19 protein-coding genes and 1 riboswitch are annotated in these 18,142 nt (G+C 71.0%); of the genes, 11 read left to right on the top strand and 8 right to left on the bottom strand.

Features of this window, described 5'->3' with window-relative positions; genetic code table 11:
• Nucleotides 1–6: 6 nt before the first annotated feature.
• The 3 genes from BJ998_RS00660 to mptB form a co-directional block, all read right to left on the bottom strand.
• Nucleotides 7–723, bottom strand: coding sequence for an ABC transporter permease (locus BJ998_RS00660; RefSeq protein WP_184857489.1), 717 nt, complete (start codon nucleotides 721–723; stop codon nucleotides 7–9).
• A 71-nt stretch (nucleotides 724–794) separates the two neighbouring features.
• Complete coding sequence (locus BJ998_RS00655; RefSeq protein ID WP_312889856.1) at nucleotides 795–1,733, bottom strand: ABC transporter ATP-binding protein; 939 nt, start codon at nucleotides 1,731–1,733, stop codon at nucleotides 795–797.
• 44 nt (nucleotides 1,734–1,777) lie between these two features.
• Nucleotides 1,778–3,445: a polyprenol phosphomannose-dependent alpha 1,6 mannosyltransferase MptB gene (gene mptB, locus BJ998_RS00650; protein ID WP_184857485.1), complete on the bottom strand. Its 1,668-nt coding sequence runs from the start codon at nucleotides 3,443–3,445 to the stop codon at nucleotides 1,778–1,780.
• Nucleotides 3,446–3,707: 262 nt separating this feature from the next.
• Between mptB and BJ998_RS00645 the strand changes: the two genes are divergently transcribed.
• Genes BJ998_RS00645 through BJ998_RS00600 form a run of 10 tightly spaced genes read left to right on the top strand, consistent with a single transcriptional unit; the run spans nucleotide 3,708 to nucleotide 11,459 of the window.
• The gene (locus BJ998_RS00645) at nucleotides 3,708–4,451 is read left to right on the top strand and encodes a helix-turn-helix transcriptional regulator (RefSeq protein WP_376775828.1); all 744 of its coding nucleotides are present in this window, start codon (nucleotides 3,708–3,710) and stop codon (nucleotides 4,449–4,451) included.
• Nucleotides 4,448–5,905: a Fe-S cluster assembly protein SufB gene (gene sufB, locus BJ998_RS00640; RefSeq protein ID WP_184857481.1), complete on the top strand. Its 1,458-nt coding sequence runs from the start codon at nucleotides 4,448–4,450 to the stop codon at nucleotides 5,903–5,905. Before BJ998_RS00645 ends, sufB begins: the two co-directional genes overlap by 4 nt.
• Before the next feature lies 1 nt (nucleotide 5,906).
• Entirely contained in the window at nucleotides 5,907–7,085 is a 1,179-nt protein-coding gene (sufD, locus tag BJ998_RS00635) for a Fe-S cluster assembly protein SufD (protein WP_184857479.1), read from the top strand.
• Nucleotides 7,086–7,087: 2 nt separating this feature from the next.
• On the top strand, nucleotides 7,088–7,402 hold the full coding sequence (locus BJ998_RS00630; RefSeq protein WP_184868328.1) for a non-heme iron oxygenase ferredoxin subunit: 315 nt from the start codon (nucleotides 7,088–7,090) through the stop codon (nucleotides 7,400–7,402).
• A gap of 36 nt (nucleotides 7,403–7,438) precedes the next feature.
• The gene (gene sufC / locus BJ998_RS00625) at nucleotides 7,439–8,212 is read left to right on the top strand and encodes a Fe-S cluster assembly ATPase SufC (RefSeq protein WP_184857477.1); all 774 of its coding nucleotides are present in this window, start codon (nucleotides 7,439–7,441) and stop codon (nucleotides 8,210–8,212) included.
• A 48-nt stretch (nucleotides 8,213–8,260) separates the two neighbouring features.
• Nucleotides 8,261–9,544 (top strand): cysteine desulfurase, encoded by a 1,284-nt coding sequence (locus BJ998_RS00620; protein WP_184857475.1) that lies wholly within the window; start codon nucleotides 8,261–8,263, stop codon nucleotides 9,542–9,544.
• Entirely contained in the window at nucleotides 9,544–10,002 is a 459-nt protein-coding gene (sufU, locus tag BJ998_RS00615) for a Fe-S cluster assembly sulfur transfer protein SufU (RefSeq protein ID WP_184857473.1), read from the top strand. Before BJ998_RS00620 ends, sufU begins: the two co-directional genes overlap by 1 nt.
• A complete protein-coding gene (locus BJ998_RS00610; RefSeq protein WP_184857471.1) occupies nucleotides 9,999–10,595 on the top strand; it encodes a Uma2 family endonuclease in 597 nt (198 codons plus the stop codon). The genes sufU and BJ998_RS00610 overlap by 4 nt, the downstream gene beginning before the upstream one ends.
• Nucleotides 10,592–10,978 (top strand): metal-sulfur cluster assembly factor, encoded by a 387-nt coding sequence (locus BJ998_RS00605; protein WP_184857469.1) that lies wholly within the window; start codon nucleotides 10,592–10,594, stop codon nucleotides 10,976–10,978. Before BJ998_RS00610 ends, BJ998_RS00605 begins: the two co-directional genes overlap by 4 nt.
• A 52-nt stretch (nucleotides 10,979–11,030) precedes the next feature.
• The gene (locus tag BJ998_RS00600; protein ID WP_184857467.1) at nucleotides 11,031–11,459 is read left to right on the top strand and encodes an SRPBCC family protein; all 429 of its coding nucleotides are present in this window, start codon (nucleotides 11,031–11,033) and stop codon (nucleotides 11,457–11,459) included.
• Here the strand turns inward: BJ998_RS00600 and BJ998_RS00595 are convergent.
• The gene (locus BJ998_RS00595) at nucleotides 11,437–12,174 is read right to left on the bottom strand and encodes a class I SAM-dependent methyltransferase (RefSeq protein WP_184857465.1); all 738 of its coding nucleotides are present in this window, start codon (nucleotides 12,172–12,174) and stop codon (nucleotides 11,437–11,439) included. The genes BJ998_RS00600 and BJ998_RS00595 overlap by 23 nt on opposite strands.
• 30 nt (nucleotides 12,175–12,204) lie before the next feature.
• The gene (locus BJ998_RS00590; RefSeq protein ID WP_184857463.1) at nucleotides 12,205–13,272 is read right to left on the bottom strand and encodes a 5-aminoimidazole-4-carboxamide ribonucleotide transformylase; all 1,068 of its coding nucleotides are present in this window, start codon (nucleotides 13,270–13,272) and stop codon (nucleotides 12,205–12,207) included.
• Between the two features lie 26 nt (nucleotides 13,273–13,298).
• A riboswitch (ZMP/ZTP riboswitch) is annotated at nucleotides 13,299–13,383 on the bottom strand.
• A gap of 18 nt (nucleotides 13,384–13,401) precedes the next feature.
• Between BJ998_RS00590 and BJ998_RS00585 the strand changes: the two genes are divergently transcribed.
• A complete protein-coding gene (locus BJ998_RS00585; RefSeq protein WP_184857461.1) occupies nucleotides 13,402–13,911 on the top strand; it encodes a DinB family protein in 510 nt (169 codons plus the stop codon).
• Between the two features lie 3 nt (nucleotides 13,912–13,914).
• Here BJ998_RS00585 and BJ998_RS00580 read toward each other — a convergent pair whose 3' ends face one another.
• The 3 genes from BJ998_RS00580 to BJ998_RS00570 form a co-directional block, all read right to left on the bottom strand.
• A complete protein-coding gene (locus BJ998_RS00580; protein WP_312889855.1) occupies nucleotides 13,915–15,138 on the bottom strand; it encodes a carboxylate-amine ligase in 1,224 nt (407 codons plus the stop codon).
• A gap of 133 nt (nucleotides 15,139–15,271) precedes the next feature.
• The gene (locus tag BJ998_RS00575; protein ID WP_184857459.1) at nucleotides 15,272–16,993 is read right to left on the bottom strand and encodes a GGDEF domain-containing protein; all 1,722 of its coding nucleotides are present in this window, start codon (nucleotides 16,991–16,993) and stop codon (nucleotides 15,272–15,274) included.
• A gap of 53 nt (nucleotides 16,994–17,046) precedes the next feature.
• Entirely contained in the window at nucleotides 17,047–18,120 is a 1,074-nt protein-coding gene (locus BJ998_RS00570; protein WP_184857457.1) for a lycopene cyclase family protein, read from the bottom strand.
• Nucleotides 18,121–18,142 lie beyond the last annotated feature (22 nt).

The raw sequence follows: 18,142 nt of genomic DNA, 5'->3' as shown, positions 1-18,142 counted from the left end.
TCGGGGTCAGGTCAGCCGGGTGGTCCTGGTGGCGACGCCGCCGGCGGCGGCAGCCCAGATGATCAATACCAGCACCGGCTGCCAGCCCGGCGCGCCACCCTGGGTGAGCACGGTGTGCAGCGCTTCCGCGAGCGCGCCGGACGGCAGCAGTTCCACGATCGCGCCCAGCCCGCCCGGCAGCGAGCCCGGCGGCAGCGCGATGCCGCCGGCCAGCAGGAGCACGAACCACACGATGTTGGCCACCGCCAACACGATCTCCGCCCGCAGCGCGCCGCCCAGCAGCACACCCAGCGCGCCGAAGGAAGTCGTGCCCAGCAGCACCAGCACGATCGCCCACGCGATGCCGCCGGCGTCGGGCTGCCAGCCCAGCAGCGCGGCGACGACGCCCAGGATCACCACCTGGATCGCGACGACCGTCAACGCCGCCAGCACCCGGCCGGCGCCGAGCACCCAGCGCGGGATCGCCGTCGCCGCAAGGCGTTTGAGCACGCCGTAGCGGCGGTCGAAGCCGAGCGCGATGGCCTGCCCGGTGAACGCCGAGGACATCACCGCCAGCGCGAGGATGCGCGGCGTCACCTCGTTCACCCGCGGCTCCGGCAGCGGCACGATCTTCAGCAGCGTCAGGCCGATCAGCAGCGCCAGCGGGATCAGCAGGGTCAGCAGCACCTGCTCGCCGTGGCGCAGCGCCAGCGCCGTCTCGGTACGGGCCTGCGCCAGCAGCATGCGGCCGAGGCGGCCTCGGCCCGGGGCCGGGGTGAACGTGCCGGGTGGGAAAGTCCGGGGAATCGACGCTGTCACGAGCGGAGCTCCCGTCCGGTCAGTTCCAGGAAGACGTCCTCCAGGCTGCGCCGGGCGACGCGGAGCTCCTCGGCCAGCACGCCCTGCTGCGCGCACCAGGCCGTGACCGTGGAGACGACCTGCGGGTCGATGCAGCCGGCCACCAGGTACGAGCCGGGACCGACCTCGTCCACCTTGAGGTTCTCCGGCAGCGCGTCCACCAGCAGCTTCGTGTCCAGGCCGGGCCGGGCGCGGAAGCGCAGCTGCTGCTCGGCGGAGCCGCTGCTGGTCAGCTCGTGCGGGGTGCCGCTGGCGACCACCCGCCCGTGGTCGACGATCACGACCTGGTCGGCCAGCGTCTCCGCCTCGTCCATCAGGTGCGTGGTCAGCAGCACGCCGACGCCGTCGGAACGCAGGGCCTGCACCAGGTCCCAGACCAGGCGACGGGCCTGCGGGTCCAGCCCGGCCGTCGGCTCGTCCAGGAACACCAGCTCCGGCCGGCCCACCAGCGCGCACGCCAGCGACAGCCGCTGCTGCTGCCCGCCGGACAGCCGCTTGTACGGCGTGCGGCGCGCGGTCGCCAGGCCCAGCACATCCAGCAGCCACTCGGGATCCAACGGATTCGCCGCGCACGCCGCCACCAGCCGCAGCATCTCCTCGGTGCGCACGCCCGGGTAGGCGCCGCCGCCCTGCGGCATCACGCCGATCCGGGCCCGTAGCGCGGCGCCGTCGCGGGCGGGGTCGAGGCCGAGCACCCGGACCGTGCCGTCGTCGGCGCGCAGGAAGCCCTCGCAGAGCTCGACGGTGGTGGTCTTGCCGGCGCCGTTCGGGCCGAGCAGGGCGAGCACGGTGCCGCGGTCCATCCGCAGGTCCAGGCCGTTCACCGCGACGGTGGACCCGTAGCGCTTCACCAGGCCCGACACCTCGACAGCCGGGGTGGTCGGGTGTGCGGTCACGTCCGCCGAGCCTAGGGGGTGGCCGGAACGCAGGCTCGTGGGGCTCATCCGAGCGGCCCCGAACTGAGCGGTTCGGACGTGGCGGGGGTCACGGTCAGTTCACCTCGGGGTTCGCGTTCGGGGAGTTTGCCCCGGACGACCAACAGCAGCAGGCCGACCAGGATGAGCGCGGCGACCGCGGCGGTCGGGATGAGGAACGCCCGGCCGTCGAACGTGGACCCGGTCGGCGGGGTGACCAGCGCGATCAGCGCGCTGAACACCGTGACCCAGGTCCGGAACCGCTTGCTGGCCTTGGCCGTGGCCAGCGGAATGATCGCCCACAGCGGGTACCAGGGCTGCACAACGGGGCCGAGCACGACGAACCAGACCAGGAACAGGCCCAGCCCGGCCATGGCCGAGAAGTGGCCGCGGTAGGACCGCCACAGCAGGATCACGCCGGAGCAGGCGAAGCCGATCCAGCCGATCGCGCGGGCGGTGCCGACCGTGGCGTCGATGTGGTTGCCCAGCTGGAACAGGATGCCCAGGCCGACGCCGCCGAGCGCGACCAACGTGACCGGGGACAGCCAGGTGTAGATGATCGTGCCGCCGTTGAGCGTCTTGAGCCAGCCCCAGCCCAGCCCGCTCGCGACCGTGATCAACGTCATCACGACGACGCCGACCACCAGCATCGCGCCGGCCGCCTTGAGCAGCTGGGGCAGGCCGCCGCCCCAGCGCCGGGCGATCATCACGCCGACGAAGCCCAGCGCCACCAGGGCCAGCACCTTGACGCCGCCGCCCATCGTGATCAGGGTCGCGCCGGCGAGGATGCGCCAGAACTCCTCGCGCGACCAGGGCGGTATCGGGTCGCCGGGGCCGATCCTGGGCAGGCGGCTGATGGCGACCTGGAAGCCGGCCAGCATCAGGCCGATGGCCAGGGCCTCGTTGTGCACGCCGACGACCAGGTGGAAGATCACCAGCGGGTTGGCGGCGCCGATCCAGATCGCCGCCACCGGCGGGACGTGGAAGCGGCGGGCCAGGCGGGGCAGCGCCCACACGATCAGGCCCAGCCCGATCAGCGCCAGCACCCGCTCGAGCAGGATGCCGACCACCACGTTGTCGCCGGCGATGCCGGTGATCGCGCGGCCGACCGTGAGGAACAGCGGTCCGTACGGGGAGGGCGTCTCCCGCCACAGCGTCGGCACGCTGCGGGCCAGGATGTTGTCGGGGCCCAGCGCCTGCGCCGCGCCGATCGTGTACGGGTCCATGCCGCGCTGCACGACCGCGCTCTGCGCCAGGTAGCTGTAGACGTCCTGGCTGAACATGGGCGGCACCAGGATCAGCGGGATCGTCCACATCACCAGCGTGCGGTCCATCTGCGCGCGGGACAGCATGCGCGGGCGGCCCGGCCACACCAGCCGGCCCAGCCACAGCCAGGCCAGCACCATCATCAGCATCCCGGAGAACGCGCTGGCCATCGCCACCGTCGGGATCCGGGCGAACACCCCGAGGATGGGCGTGTCGAGCAGCGGGTTGATCGTCGGCGACGCCCCCGCGCCCAGGCCGCCGCAGGCCAGCAGCAGCGAGCCGATCGTGCCGAACCGCCGGATCACCTGCAGCTGGCGGCGCTCGGTCCGGTCCAGCCGCAGCGGCGCGTCCTCGACCGGAACCAGCCCCGGCGGCGCGGTCTCACCGACCGTTCCGGTCACCAGCTCTCGCAGTTTGGCGGCCAACACCCGAGCAGAGTAGCGAGGCCCGGGTGAGCTCCCGGTCTCCGGCCACGTGAGTGGCTCATGTGCCTTCCAACCCCACCTAAGCCACTCACGTGCCGCTCCTCCGCTCCTCGGATGCACGTGAGTGGCTCAGGTGGCTGTCGGGGGCAAATGAGCCACTCACGTGGCCAACGGACACTCGGATGGGTGTGAAGCGAGTCACTAAGAGTGCCGGGACGTGGCCCCTGGCTTTGCTGTACCGATGGAAATAGGCAACACTTGTGTTGTGAAAAACGTCGGGAGCGATCAGCAGCTGGGTGCGGCGCCGCCGCAGCCGGCTGACGGCCGCACCCGGCAGGCGGTGGCGAGGCTGCTGCTCGAACGGGGACCGGTCACCGCGGCCGACGTCGCCGACGAGCTGGGGCTGAGCCACGTAGCCGTGCGCAGGCACCTGGACGCCCTGCTCGCCGACGGCGAGGCAACCACCAGGGACGCTCCGACGCGTGGGCGCAGGGGGCGCGGCCGCCCGGCCAAGCTCTTCCTGCTCACCGAGACGGGCCGGTCCCGTTTCGGCCACGCCTACGACGACCTGGCGGTCGCGGCGCTGCGCTTCCTGGCCGAGAGCGGCGGGGAGCAGGCGGTCCGGGCGTTCGCCGAGCGCAGGGTCGAAGCCATGATCGAACGGCACCGGGACGCCGTGACGGAGCCGGCGCAGCCGGCGGAGCGGGCCAAGGCCCTCGCCGCCGCGCTGACCCGCGAGGGTTACGCTTCGTCGTCACGGCACGTCGGCGCCGGGGAGCAGCTGTGTCAGCACCACTGCCCGGTGGCACACGTCGCGGCCGAGTTCCCGCAGCTGTGCGAGGCCGAGACGGCGGCGTTCGCCGACATGCTCGGCGTCCACGTGCAGCGGCTGGCGACGATCGCCCGCGGTGACGCGGCGTGCACGACCCACGTGCCGGTGCTCCCGAGCCAAGGCAAGAAGACCCCGAACACGACACCACCCACCCCGGACGGAGGGGAGCTCGCATGACTGCCGCTGCCGAGCAGCGCACGCCCACCACGCCGCAGGCCGAGCCGTTGACCCAGGAACAGACCCTGGCGACGCTCGGGAACTACGAGTACGGCTGGGCCGACCCCGACGCTGCGGGCGCGAGCGCTCGCCGAGGCCTGAACGAGGATGTCGTCCGGGACATCTCGGCCAAGAAGGGCGAGCCCGAGTGGATGCTCGAGCACCGCCTGAAGGGCCTCAAGCTCTTCGAGCGCAAGCCCATGCCGAACTGGGGTTCCGACCTGTCCGGCATCGACTTCGACTCGATCAAGTACTTCGTGCGCTCGACCGAGAAGCAGGCCGCCACCTGGGACGACCTGCCCGAGGACATCAAGAACACCTACGACAAGCTGGGCATCCCGGAGGCGGAGAAGCAGCGCCTGGTCGCCGGTGTGGCCGCCCAGTACGAGTCCGAGGTGGTCTATCACAAGATCAACGAGGAGCTGGAGCGCCAGGGCGTCATCTTCCTGGACACCGACACCGGCCTCAAGGAGCACCCGGAGCTGTTCCAGGAGTACTTCGGCTCGGTGATCCCGTCCGGCGACAACAAGTTCTCCGCGCTGAACTCCGCGGTGTGGTCCGGCGGCTCGTTCATCTACGTCCCCAAGGGCGTGCACGTCGAGATCCCGCTGCAGGCCTACTTCCGGATCAACACCGAGAACATGGGCCAGTTCGAGCGGACGCTGATCATCGTCGACGAGGGCGCGTACGTGCACTACGTCGAGGGCTGCACCGCGCCGATCTACTCCTCAGACTCGCTGCACTCGGCGGTCGTGGAGATCATCGTCAAGAAGGGCGGCCGCTGCCGCTACACGACCATCCAGAACTGGTCGAACAACGTCTACAACCTGGTCACCAAGCGCGCCAAGGCCGAAGAGGGCGCGACCATGGAGTGGATCGACGGCAACATCGGCTCCAAGGTCACCATGAAGTACCCCTCGGTGTTCCTGATGGGCGAGCACGCCAAGGGCGAGGTGCTGTCCATCGCGTTCGCCGGCGAGGGCCAGCACCAGGACGCCGGCGCGAAGATGGTGCACCTGGCGCCGCACACCTCCTCGACCATCGTGTCGAAGTCGGTGGCCCGCGGCGGCGGCCGCACCTCCTACCGCGGCCTGGTCCGGGTGAACAAGGGCGCGCACCACTCCGCCTCCACGGTGAAGTGCGACGCGCTGCTGGTGGACCAGATCAGCCGGTCGGACACCTACCCGTACGTGGACGTCCGCGAGGACGACGTGTCCATGGGCCACGAGGCGACCGTCTCCAAGGTGAGCGCGGACCAGCTGTTCTACCTGATGTCCCGGGGCCTGACCGAGGACGAGGCGATGGCCATGGTGGTGCGCGGCTTCGTCGAGCCGATCGCCCGCGAGCTGCCCATGGAGTACGCGCTCGAACTGAACCGCCTGATCGAACTCCAGATGGAAGGGGCCGTCGGCTGACATGGCCACCCCAACGACGCAGCACGGGTTGACCGAGCACTCGCACGGCGGAGCGGTTGTTCCGCAGAGCTCGCGCGGCGACCGGTTCACCTCCTACGACGTGGACGCCTTCGAGGTTCCGGGCGGGCGCGAGGAGGACTGGCGGTTCACCCCGCTCAAGCGGCTGAACGGCCTGCACAACGGCACGGCGGTGGCCAGCGGTTCGGCCACTGTGGACGTGAGCGAGTCGCCGGAGGTGCGGGTCGAGCGCGTCGCCCGTGACGACGAGCGCATCGGTGCGGGCGGCGTGCCGGCGGACCGCGTGTCCGCCCAGGCGTGGTCGTCCTTCACCCAGGCCACGGTCGTCACCTTCCCCAAGGAGACGAAGACCGCCCGGCCGACCATCGTCACGGTGACCGGCCCCGGCGAGGGCGGTGTGGCCTTCGGGCACGTGCAGCTGCGGGCCGAGGCGTTCGCCGAGGCCGTGGTGGTCGTCGACTACCGCGGCTCCGGCACGTACGCGGACAACCTGGAGATCGTCGCCCTCGACGGCTCCCGGCTCACCGTCGTCGTCGTGCACGACTGGAGCGACGACGCCGTGCACGTCGGCGCGCACCTGGCCAAGCTGGGCCGGGACGCGGTGCTCAAGCACACCGTGGTCACCATCGGCGGCAGCCTGGTCCGGGTCAGCCCGACCGTCACCTACGGCGACAAGGGCGGCGACGCCGACCTGGCCGGCCTGTACTTCGCCGACGCCGACCAGCACCTGGAGCACCGCACCTTCGTCGACCACGCGGTGCCCAACTGCCGTAGCAACGTCGTCTACAAGGGCGCGCTGCAGGGCGATGGCGCGCACACGGTGTGGATCGGCGACGTGCTGATCCGCGCCGCGGCCGAGGGCACGAACACCTACGAGCTGAACCGGAACCTGGTGCTCACCGACGGCGCCCGGGCTGACTCCGTGCCCAACCTGGAGATCGAGACCGGCGAGATCGAGGGCGCCGGCCACGCCAGCGCCACCGGCCGGTTCGACGACGAGCAGCTGTTCTACCTGCAGGCCCGGGGCATCCCGGTGGAGCAGGCGCGGCGGCTGGTCGTGCGCGGCTTCTTCCACGAGGTGCTGCAGAAGATCGGCGTGCCCGAGGTGCGGGACCGGCTGGAGGCCGCCATCGAGGCCGAGCTCCAGGCCGTGGGGGCGTGACGATGCTGCGGGCGTGTTCGCTGGCCGACCTGGAGGACGGCAAGCCGTTCCCGGTCGAGCTCGCGGACACGCCGATCGTGCTCGTGCGCAAGGGCGACGAGGTGCACGCGCTGCGCGACGAGTGCACGCACGCCGAGATCGCCCTGGCCGAGGGCGAGCTGACCCGCAAGGGACTGGAGTGCTGGCTGCACGGGTCGTGCTTCGACCTGCGCACCGGCGCCCCGTCCTCGCCGCCCGCCACCGAGCCGGTGGCCGTGTACGCGGTGACCGTGGCCGGCGACGACGTGCTCGTCGACCCGGACAACCGAACAAACTGACTTGAACTAACCGCCACACAGGAGAACGAAGAACCGATGGCCACCCTGGAGATCAAGGACCTGCACGTCTCGGTCGTCACCGACGACGCCCCCAAGGAGATCCTCAAGGGCGTGGACCTGACGATCAAGGCCGGCGAGACGCACGCCATCATGGGCCCCAACGGCTCCGGCAAGTCCACGCTGTCCTACGCGATCGCCGGCCACCCCAAGTACGAGGTCACCTCGGGCTCGGTGTTGCTCGACGGTGAGGACGTCCTGGGCATGGCCGTCGACGAGCGCGCCCGCGCCGGCATCTTCCTGGCCATGCAGTACCCGGTCGAGGTTCCCGGCGTGTCCATGTCGAACTTCCTGCGCACCGCCGCGACCGCGGTCCGCGGCGAGGCGCCGCAGGTCCGGCACTGGGTCAAGGAAGTCAAGACCGCCATGTCCGAGCTGGAGATCGACCCGTCGTTCGCCGAGCGCAGCGTGAACGAGGGCTTCTCCGGCGGTGAGAAGAAGCGGCACGAGATCCTGCAGCTGGCCCTGCTCAACCCGAAGATCGCCATCCTGGACGAGACCGACTCCGGCCTGGACGTGGACGCGCTGCGCGTGGTGTCCGAGGGCGTGAACCGGTTCCGCGCCAACGGCGAGTCCGGCGTCATGCTGATCACGCACTACACCCGGATCCTCAAGCACATCACCCCCGACTTCGTGCACGTCTTCGCCGGTGGCCGCATCGTCGAGTCGGGCGGCGCCGAGCTGGCCGCGCGCCTGGAGGACGAGGGTTACGTGAAGTACACCGGCAAGCAGGAAGCTGCGCAGGTCGGCTGACGTTGCACTAGTTGATCCGTATCAGTTGAACGCGAGGAGGCGCCGGCAGTGACCACCACCGCTGCTCCGCTGGATGTCGCCGCACTGCGAGCCGACTTCCCGATCCTGGCTCGCACGGTGCGTGAGGGCAAACGGCTGGTCTACCTGGACTCCGGCGCCACGTCGCAACGTCCCCGGCAGGTGCTCGACTTCGAGCGCCAGTACGTCGAGACGGCCAATGCGGCCGTGCACCGCGGCGCGCACCAACTGGCCGAGGAGGCCACCGACCTCTACGAGGACGCCCGCGAGAAGATCGCGAACTTCGTCGGCGTCGGCGTGGACGAGGTGGTGTTCACCAAGAACGCCACCGAGTCCATCAACCTGGTCGCCTACGCCTTCGGCAACGCGTCGTTCTCCGACGACCCGGCGGCCAAGCGCTTCGTGCTCGGCCCGGGCGACGAGATCGTCGTGACGGAGATGGAGCACCACGCCAACCTGCTGCCGTGGCAGCAGCTGGCGCTGCGCACCGGGGCCACCTTGAAGTGGTTCTCCGTCACCGAGGAAGGCCGGCTTGATCTGTCCGACATGGACGAACTGATCACGCCGCGGACCAAGGTCGTCGCCTTCACCCACCAGTCCAACGTGCTCGGCACCGTCAACCCGGTGTCGGTGCTGGTGGCCAAGGCCCAGTCGGTCGGCGCGCTGACCGTGCTGGACGCCTGCCAGTCGGTGCCGCACGGGCCGGTGGACTTCCGGGCGCTGGGCGTGGACTTCGCCGCCTTCTCCGGGCACAAGATGCTCGGGCCGTCGGGCATCGGCGTGCTGTACGGGCGGTTCGAGCTGCTCAACGCGATGCCGCCGTTCATCACCGGCGGCTCGATGATCGAGCAGGTGTTCATGGAGCGCTCGACCTTCGCGCCGCCGCCGCAGCGGTTCGAGGCCGGCGTGCCCAACACGTCGCAGGCCATCGGCCTCGGCGCGGCCGTGGACTACCTGTCCGCGCTGGGCATGGACCGGGTCGCCGCCCACGAGCACGAGCTCACCGGCGCCGCCCTGGCCGGCCTGCAGGAGATCCCCGGCGTGCGCATCGTCGGTCCCACCGAGAACGTGGACCGCGGCAGCGCCGTGTCGTTCGTCGTCGACGGCGTGCACGCCCACGACGCCGGGCAGGTCCTCGACAGCCTCGGCATCGAGGTGCGGGTCGGGCACCACTGCGCGTGGCCGCTGCACCGCAAGCTCGACGCCGCCGCCACCGTGCGCGCCACCTTCTACGTCTACAACGACCTCGCCGACGTGCGGGCCCTCGTCGACGGCGTGCGCGAGACGCAGAAGTTCTTCGGGGTGGGAGCCTGATGCAGCTGCAGCAGATGTACCAGGAGATCATCCTGGATCACTACAAGAACCCGCACCACCGCGGCCTGCGCGATCCCTTCGAGGCCGAGGTGCACCACGTCAACCCGACCTGCGGTGACGAGGTGACCGTGCGGGTGCACCTGGAGGGCGAGGGCGCCGACGCCAAGGTCGTCGACGTGTCCTACGACGGGCAGGGCTGCTCCATCAGCCAGGCCTCCACGTCGGTCCTGACCGACCTGGTGATCGGCCGCACCGTCGGCGACGCCTTCGGCACCCTCGACGTGTTCGTGGAGCTCATGCAGGGCCGCGGCAAGATCGAGCCCGACGAGGACGTGCTGGAGGACGCCGTCGCCTTCGCCGGAGTGGCGAAGTACCCGGCGCGGGTGAAGTGTGCTTTGCTCGGGTGGATGGCTTTCAAGGACGCGGTCGCCCGCGTCGTGGACGGAGACGGAGCATGACCGCGCTGCCCTCCTGGCCTGATCACCTGTTGACTCTGGACGAGTTCGCCGCTCTGCCGGAGGACAACACCCGTCGTTACGAGCTTCAAGAGGGCATTCTCATCGTGACCCCCCGCCCCGTCGCGCTGCACCAGCGGGTCCTGTTCCAGTTGCTCACCCAGCTCGACGCGCAGCTGCCGGTTGATTGGGAACCGGTGGGCGAGTTCGAGGTGATCACTCGGCACCGTTCGCCCAGCAGTGTCCGCGTGCCGGACATCGTGGTCGTGCCGACCGAGGCGGTCGACGACAATCTGGCCCGGGTCGAGGGCGCCGACGTGTTGCTCGCGGTAGAAATCGTCTCGCCTGGATCGCACCTCACCGACACCGTGACCAAGCCCGCGGAGTACGCGACCGTCGGCATCCAGCACTACTGGGTGATCGACCTGGAGTCGCCGATCTCACTGACCGCATACCACCTCGCCGGCGAGTTCGGCTATCAGGAGGCGCCTGCGGTGACCGGCACTTTCACCACATCGGAGCCGTTCCCGCTGACGATCGACCTACCCGCGTTGCTCACCCGGCGCGGTCGCACTGAGAGGACAGTGGAACAGTGAGCGCGGAAGACGTGACCCGGACCGCCGAGGCCCTGCCCGAGGCGCCGGCCAAGGCCGATGTGCCGTCGCTGGAGGACATCGAGGAGGCCATGCGCGACGTGGTCGACCCCGAGCTCGGCATCAACGTGGTGGACCTCGGCCTGGTCTACGACATCCACCTGGACGACGACAACGTCGCCACCCTGGACATGACGCTGACCTCGGCGGCGTGCCCGCTGACCGACGTGATCGAGGACCAGACCCGCGCGGCGCTGACCGGTGGTCCCGGCGGCGGCGTGGTGAGCGACTTCCGCATCAACTGGGTGTGGATGCCGCCGTGGGGCCCGGAGAAGATCACCGACGACGGCCGGGACCAGCTGCGAGCCCTCGGCTTCACGGTCTGACGCACCAGGAAGGCCCCTCACGCGAGGGGCCTTCCGCCGTTTCGGGGGAACCATGGATCTGCCGTTCATCGACGAGCACGAGGTGCTGGTTGCGGCGCCGCCGGCACAGGTCTGGCGGGCGCTGGTCGACCACGCCGGCAGCCTCGACTCGCCGCAACCGCTGGCCCTGGTGCTCGGCACGGAGCCGCGACGCGCCTCCGGCACGCCGTTCGAACCCGGCAGCACGGTCGCCGGCTTCGCCGTGGCCGAGGCCGAGCCGGGGCGGCTGCTCCGCCTCACCGGCCGCCACCGCTTCTCCCGCTACGAGCTGACCTTCACCCTCGCCGCGCAGCCCGGCGGGACGGTGCTCGCGGCCCGCAGCAACGCCGAATTCCCCGGACTACACGGGTTTGTCTACCGCAGCCTGGTGATCGGCAGCGGCGGCCACCGGGTTGTGGTCCGCCGCCTCCTGGCATCGATCAAACGCGCTTCGCGGCCCTGACCAGGAACCGGTGCGTGCGGACCGCGAAGGACCCCTCGGACTCGATGCGGGCGTGCAGCCGGCGCAGGGCGTCGTCGTAGCGGGCGACGGTGAAGTCCGGCACCTGCCACGGAACCATGCGCAGCTGGTACACGACCGCGCCGACGTCGTGGAACGTCAGCAGCGGCCACTCCTCGGCGGCGTCGACGATGTCCAACCCGACGGAGGTCAGCGCTTCGGTTGCCATGTCGAGGTTCCAGCGACGGTCGGCGACCGGCGCACCGAGGGCCCGGTTCAGGTCGGCGCAGTCGTCGCCGCCGACCTGCTGCGTGAGCAGAACGCCGCCGGGCGCCAACACCCGGGCGGTGCCGGCGGCGTCGAAGCGGCCGTGCCGGTTGAGCACGAGCGAGAACTCCCCGTCGGCAAAGGGAAGTCCCTCGGTCGCGACCACCGTCACGCCGAGCGACGCCAACCGCTCCGAGGCGACGGACACGTTCGGCGGCCAGCCCTCGGCCGCCCACGTCTGGCCGGCCGGCGGGCCGAGCGTGGCCAGGAGCTCGCCGCCGCCGGTGTCGATGTCCAGCACCGCACCGGCGTCGCGGAGCAGTTCCCGGGCGAGGTCCGGGTAGCGCCACGACGGCTCCGCGGTGACGGCACGCCCGTCCAGCCAGCCGAAATCCCAGCCGTGCAGCGGAACCGCCTCGGCGGCGGCCACAAGTGAGTCGTAGTCCCCCATGGCTACACCGTAGCGGGGGAATCGACGGAGTCAGTGGTGGAACAGCCGCAGCCCCGTCCGCACGAGGGTGATGCCGTGCTTGCGGCAGGCCTCGGCGACGTCGTCGGAACGAATCGAGCCGCCGGGCTCCGCGATGTACCGGACGCCGTGCCGCGCGGCGTGGTCGACGTTGTCGCGGAACGGGAGGTAGCCGTCGGAGGCGAAGGAGACGCCGGACAGGCGTTCCATCCACTCGGCGCGCTCGATGGCGGTGAGGTCCTCCTCGATGTACCGGATCTGCTCGTTGATCAGGTCCTGCCGCCGCGTGCCGGGGGCGACGTCGAGCAGCACCCGCACGGCGGGATGCCGGCGCAGCCACCAGATGTCGACCTTGCTGCCGGCCAGCCGGGTGCAGTCCACACGGGACTGCTGCCCGGCGCCGATGCCCAGCGTGGCGCCGTCCCTGACGTAGCAGACGGAGTTGGACTGGGTGTAGCGCAGCACGGCCATGCCCAGCAGCAGGTCGTCGACGGCCGACGACGGCAGGTCGTCGCCGAGCAGGGAGCGGGTCAGCGGCACGGGATCGCGGTCCTGCACCAGGCGCATGCCGAAGACCTCGCGGGTTTCCCGTTGCGGGGGAACGAAATCGGGGTCGGCCTCGATGACGAGGAAGCGGCCGCCCTTCTTGCCGCCGAGCGTGCCGACGGTGCCGGGCTCGAAGCCGGGGGCGACGATGCCGTCGCACACGACGGCGCTGAGCAGCTCGGCCAGTTCGGCGTCGACGGGCGCGGACACGGCGGCGAAGTCGCCGTACGAGGACTTGGGGTCGGCGTCGCGGGCCCGCAGGTAGGCGCTCGCGACGGGGCCGACGTCGTCCATCCCGTACAGGTCGGCGGTGACCTGGTCGATCGGCCCGGACAGCGCGGCGCCGGCGGGGGAGACGTGCTTGAACGAGGCGGCGACGGTCCGCCCGAGCGCCCGGGACGCCTCCCGCACCAGCTGCCACGCGTTGAGAGCGTCCAGCATGTTGATGTACGAGGGCTGCCCGTTCAGGACGCGGACCGATGACCCGTCGAACTCGGCGGCCTGCTGGGGGTTGATGCCGTAGCGGAACTCCATCGCTGCCTCCTCAGCTTCTCTGCTGACGGAGACGCCCAGGCGGTCGACGCTCGCATCACGTGCCGGCCGCTCCCCGGTGGTAGCCCACCCTCGCCAGTCACGACCTCCCGCAATGATACCTTATCGAACATGAGTTCGAGAGAACTGTCGCGTCGGTGGCCGGAGACGAACGCCACCGACGAGCTGAGGCTGCTCACCGAGTTCCTGACCTTCCTGCGGATCACGGCCGTGAACAAGCTGGCCGGCCTGGACCGCGCGGCCGCGGCGGCGACGCCGTTCCCGGCGTCGCCGCTGTTCAGCGCTTTGGGCGTGATCCGCCACCTCACCTCGGTCGAGCGCTACTGGCTGTCCATCGTCGGCGGCGGCCAGGACGTGCCGAACCGCTGGGACAGCCCCGACCCGGACATCGACTTCCGACTGTCCGAACAGGACACGCCGGACTCCGTTGTCGCGGCGTACCAGGAGCAGTGGGAACTCTCCCGACGGGCGCTGCAGGGCAGGAACGCCGGCGACCCGTCGGCCGGGGACGCCGACAAGACGGTTCGCTGGCTGCTGACGCACGTGGTGCAGGAGACCGCGCGCCACGTCGGGCACCTCGACGTGCTCAGGGAGTTCGCCGACGGGACGACCGGCGAGTAAGGCTCACACCAGCTCGTCGGCCCCGGCGGTCTGCGCGGTCAGCAGGTCCACCACGTCGGTGAGCTTGCCGTTGCGTGCGAACGCCCGGCGCTGGCGGGTCGACCCGCATCCCTTGGCCACCAACGACTCCAGCAGGTCGAGCACGAGGTCGAGGTCGCCGAAGTCCTCCAGCGCCGGCCGTATCCGGCCGATGAGCTGCCGCGCCAGCACGGGAGTGGGCAGTGTGTGCCCGGTGACGGGATTGACGCAGCTGCCGCCGAGCCCGTCACGGGCGGCGCGCCACCCGGCCGCCCGCAGCAGGTGCTGCGGCATGGTCAACGGCGGCCGGGTGTCCTCCAGCGCCGTGGCGACCATCGCGCGGGTCAGCGCGGCGATCAGCACGGCTTCGTCGGCGGTCGCGGCGACGTCGCACACCCGCATCTCGATGGTCGGATGTTGTTGCGACAAGCGGATGTCCCAGTACGCCATGGCCCGGTCCATGGCCGCTCCGACCTGCATCAGCGATCGCACGGCGTGCTCGTACTGCTCGGGCGACTCGAACACCGGCGGCGGCCCGGAGGTGGGCCAGCGCGCCCACACCAGGTAGCGCCAGCTGGCGTAGCCGGTGTCGCGTCCCTCCCAGAACGGGGAATTGGCGCTCAGCGCGAGCAGAACCGGCAGCCACGGCCGCAGGTAGTTGCTGGCCCGGATGCCTTCCTCCGGCCCGGGAATGCCGACGTGCACGTGACATCCGCAGATGGACAGCCCGTCGGTGACGGCGCCGAACTCGGCGGCCATCTGGTGGTAGCGGGCGCTGTCGGTGAGCGGCGGCGGCGCGGCCCGGCCCAGCACCGGAGTGCCGGTGGCGGCCAGCCGCAGCCCGTGCCGGCGGGCGGCGACGGCCAGTTTCTCCCTGCTGTCAACAAGATTCTCGCGAACCTCGGCCATCGTGTGGCAGATGGGCGTGGCCGTCTCGACCTGAAACTGAGTGATCTCCGGTTGCAGTCCCGGCAGGTCGCCGGCCGCGGCGGCCAGCACGAGTGGTGCTCGCGGCGACACCCGCCGGGTGCGGTAGTCGACCAGCAGGAACTCCTCCTCGACGCCGACCGTCAGCGGCGTCCGGCCACCTCCCGATCTGGGGGCGGGCACGGCCAGCCGGCCCGTTTTCCCATGGTGGTGCCGCTCGATTCCGTCAATGGTGTGCACCGAAACTCCCGCCGCCGACTGGGCAAAGTCGCGTTCCGTCACCGAGGCAATGCTATGAGTGACCAACCCCGACGCGCGTCCGGCGTTGGTGTGGTCCGAGCTTCACGATGGTGGCAGCACTTCGACGGGCTGTGGGGAGTACTAACTCGACTGGCGGTGGCACCGCGCACTGGTGTCAGGCGCTGACCGTGCCCCGGCGTGCCGGCGGCACCCGGGGCGCCGCGTTGCCGCCACGCAGCACGTCCATGCGGTCCGAGCCGGGGCGGCCGAGCACCCAGCTGTCGCCGCGCAACGCCTTGGCGTGCTTCTTCAACGGCGCGAGCAGCCGCGACACCTCGCGGTAGTCGGTGACGCTGCCGGCCGCGCACACCAGCGTGGCCAGCGACATCGACACCGCCAGCCCACCGGCGGTGTGCTGGGTGTCGAGCTGTCCGGACGACAGCGGCACCAGGTCGTCCAGGCCGGAGACGAACACGAAGTCGTCGCCGCCGACGTGCCCGACCTGCACGGTAGGCAGCACGGCGGCGGCGTCGGCCAGGGCGCGGCCGATCTCGCGGATCAGGTCGTCGCCGGCCGCGAACCCGGCGGAGTCGTTGACCTGCTTGAAGCCGTCCACGTCCAGCCAGCCGACGGCGAAGATCTCCCGGGCGGCGATGCGTCGGTCCACCTCGCGGGCCAGCGCGTCGCTGCCGGGCAGCCGGGTCAGCGGGTTGAGCGAGGCGGCCTGCTCCACCTTCAGCTCGGCGATGCCCCGCACCACGTCCGCGCTGTGCACGACGCCGAGGCAGCGGTCGTGCGAGTCCACGATGACCACCTCGTCGTTCATCCGCTGCCGCTCGGCCTGGGCGAGCAGGTCCAGCAGGTCGAGCGCGGTGGCGTCGCTGGGCAGCACGTACGGCCGGTCGGCCAGCCGGGCGGCCTCCCGCCGGGCGTGCAGCGCGTGCCCGTACGGACCGGTGACGGCCAGCAGGAATCGGTTGCGGTCCACGGTGAAGCGCGGCCGGTTGTTCTCGTCGACGAGCACGATGCCGCCGACCGCGCCCTGGTTGGCCAGGATGGACCGCACCTCCTCGGCGGTCGCCGACACCGGCAGCATGGTCGCGGGGTGCAGGAAGTCCGTCACCCGAGGACCGCTCGCACGCCGGCGCACCGGGCCGGTGAGCTCGCCCTCGGGCAGCTTGGTCAGGGCCGCCGCGATGGTGATCTCCACGTTGGGCCGGCGGCCGGCCATGGCCAGCAGGTTGCCCTGGGCCAGGCCGAAGCCGAGCCGCCGCACCGCGGCCAGCTGCTCCTCGTTCTCCACGCCCTCGGCGACCAGCTGCGCCCCGTTGTGCTCGGCCAGCACGGTCAGCGCGTGCACCAGGGCCGCCTTGCCGGCGTCGGTGGGCAGGCCGGCGACGATCCGCCGGTCCAGCTTGATCATCTCAGGGGCGAGCTCGGTGTACAGCGACAGCGGCACGTCGCCGTCGCCGATGCCGTCCAGCGCGATGTGGAAGCCGCTGCTGCGGAGCAGGTCGAGGCCGTTGCGCAGGTTCTCCCGGCGCAGCCGCGAGTACGGCGTGCCGACCTCAAGCCACAGCGTGTCCGGCGCCCGCCCGGTGTCGCGCATCGCGTCCAGCAGCGGCCCGATCGACTCGGCGGCCTTGGACACGGTCGCGGCCAGCACGTTGACGTGCAGCGGCACCACGTTGTTGTGCTCGGCTGCGGCCCGCACGGCGGCCGCGGCCAGCGCCACGTCGGTCTCGAGCAGCTCACCGGCGCGCGCGGCGTCGCGGAGCAGCTCGTAGACGGACCTAGAGGCGGGCCTCGCTAGCGCTTCGATCGCGACGACACCGCCGGTGTGCAGGTTGAACAACGGCTGGAACGCGAAGCGCACATCCTCCAGCAACCCGGTCACGGTCCGATACTGGCGTGCCCGGTGTGAAATTGCCGAGTGACTTCACTGTGTGTTCATCGAGACGTTGCGGCAAATGCAATTGCGCTGCGTAACCGGGGTGGCGCTGACCGGAACAACGCCATCATCGCAGCCGCCGTACCGGTGAAGTTCTCACGTTCCGTGAGGTAGACACGTTGATTTTCGGCGGTCAACCGGAAGAAATGCTCGAAAAACTCGGGAACGCGTGCCGGCGGCATACGGAGCAATGCGGCCAGGCCCCGCCGCCGCAATGCGTGCGTCATTCTGGCCTCCAACGACCAGATCGTCCCACGGGTCCTGGTCGGTGTCTCGGCGATGGCCCGAGCGACGATCGGCGCGAGAGTCAGCGCGGTGGCCACGCTGTAGCCCGAAGCCGGGTGCACCAGGCCGCCCCGCGCCCCGAACGTCACGAGCGGTCCGCGCGGCAGCGGCGGGTTCAACGGGAAGCGCACCAGCTCGTGCTCCGGGTGGTCCAAGGGCCAACCGTGCACGGCCAGCCGCTGGTGCAGTCGCTCGCGCAGCAGCGCGAACGGAAGCCCGGGCAGATGCGCGAGCGACGTCTCCTCGACCAGCACCCGCTCGCCGTCCAGCGGCAGCGCGTAACAGAAGGTGGGCGGGTCGCCGGCCAGCCGCCAGTCCATGAAGATCGCCTCGCCGGGCGGGAGCACGTCCGCCGGCAGTGCGACGCCGACGGCGGTCTGCTCGGCGTACCGTCCGCGCGGCGAGCCGGAGGCGTCCACCACGAGCCCGGCGCGCAGCGTGCGGCCGTCGGCCAGCCGCACCTCGGTCGGCATGATCGACTCGGCCCGGCCGGTGACCGTCTCGATGTCCGGACGGGACAGATGCCGGCGGAGATTCTCGTTGTGCAGCACCACGTATTCGCCGTCGAGCTGGTGCTCGGTGAGCGCGTGGGCACGGACGGTCGGCGCGCGGGCGGCGATCGCGTCGGCGGGCAACGGCGGCAGTTCGTGCGCCCAGGAACCGTAGGTGGCGCGCCAAGGCCGGTGCGGCGCCCGATCCACGAGCATCGTGCGCAGGCCGAGGTCCGTGCAGGCGGCCGCGAGGGCGGACCCGGCCGGGCCGGCCCCGACCACCAGGACGTCGACCACGCGACCAGGCTAACGTCACCGG

It is taken from the genome of Kutzneria kofuensis (assembly GCF_014203355.1).
Taxonomy (GTDB): Bacteria; Actinomycetota; Actinomycetes; order Mycobacteriales; family Pseudonocardiaceae; genus Kutzneria; species Kutzneria kofuensis.
This window is presented reverse-complemented; position numbering and strand designations above follow the sequence as displayed.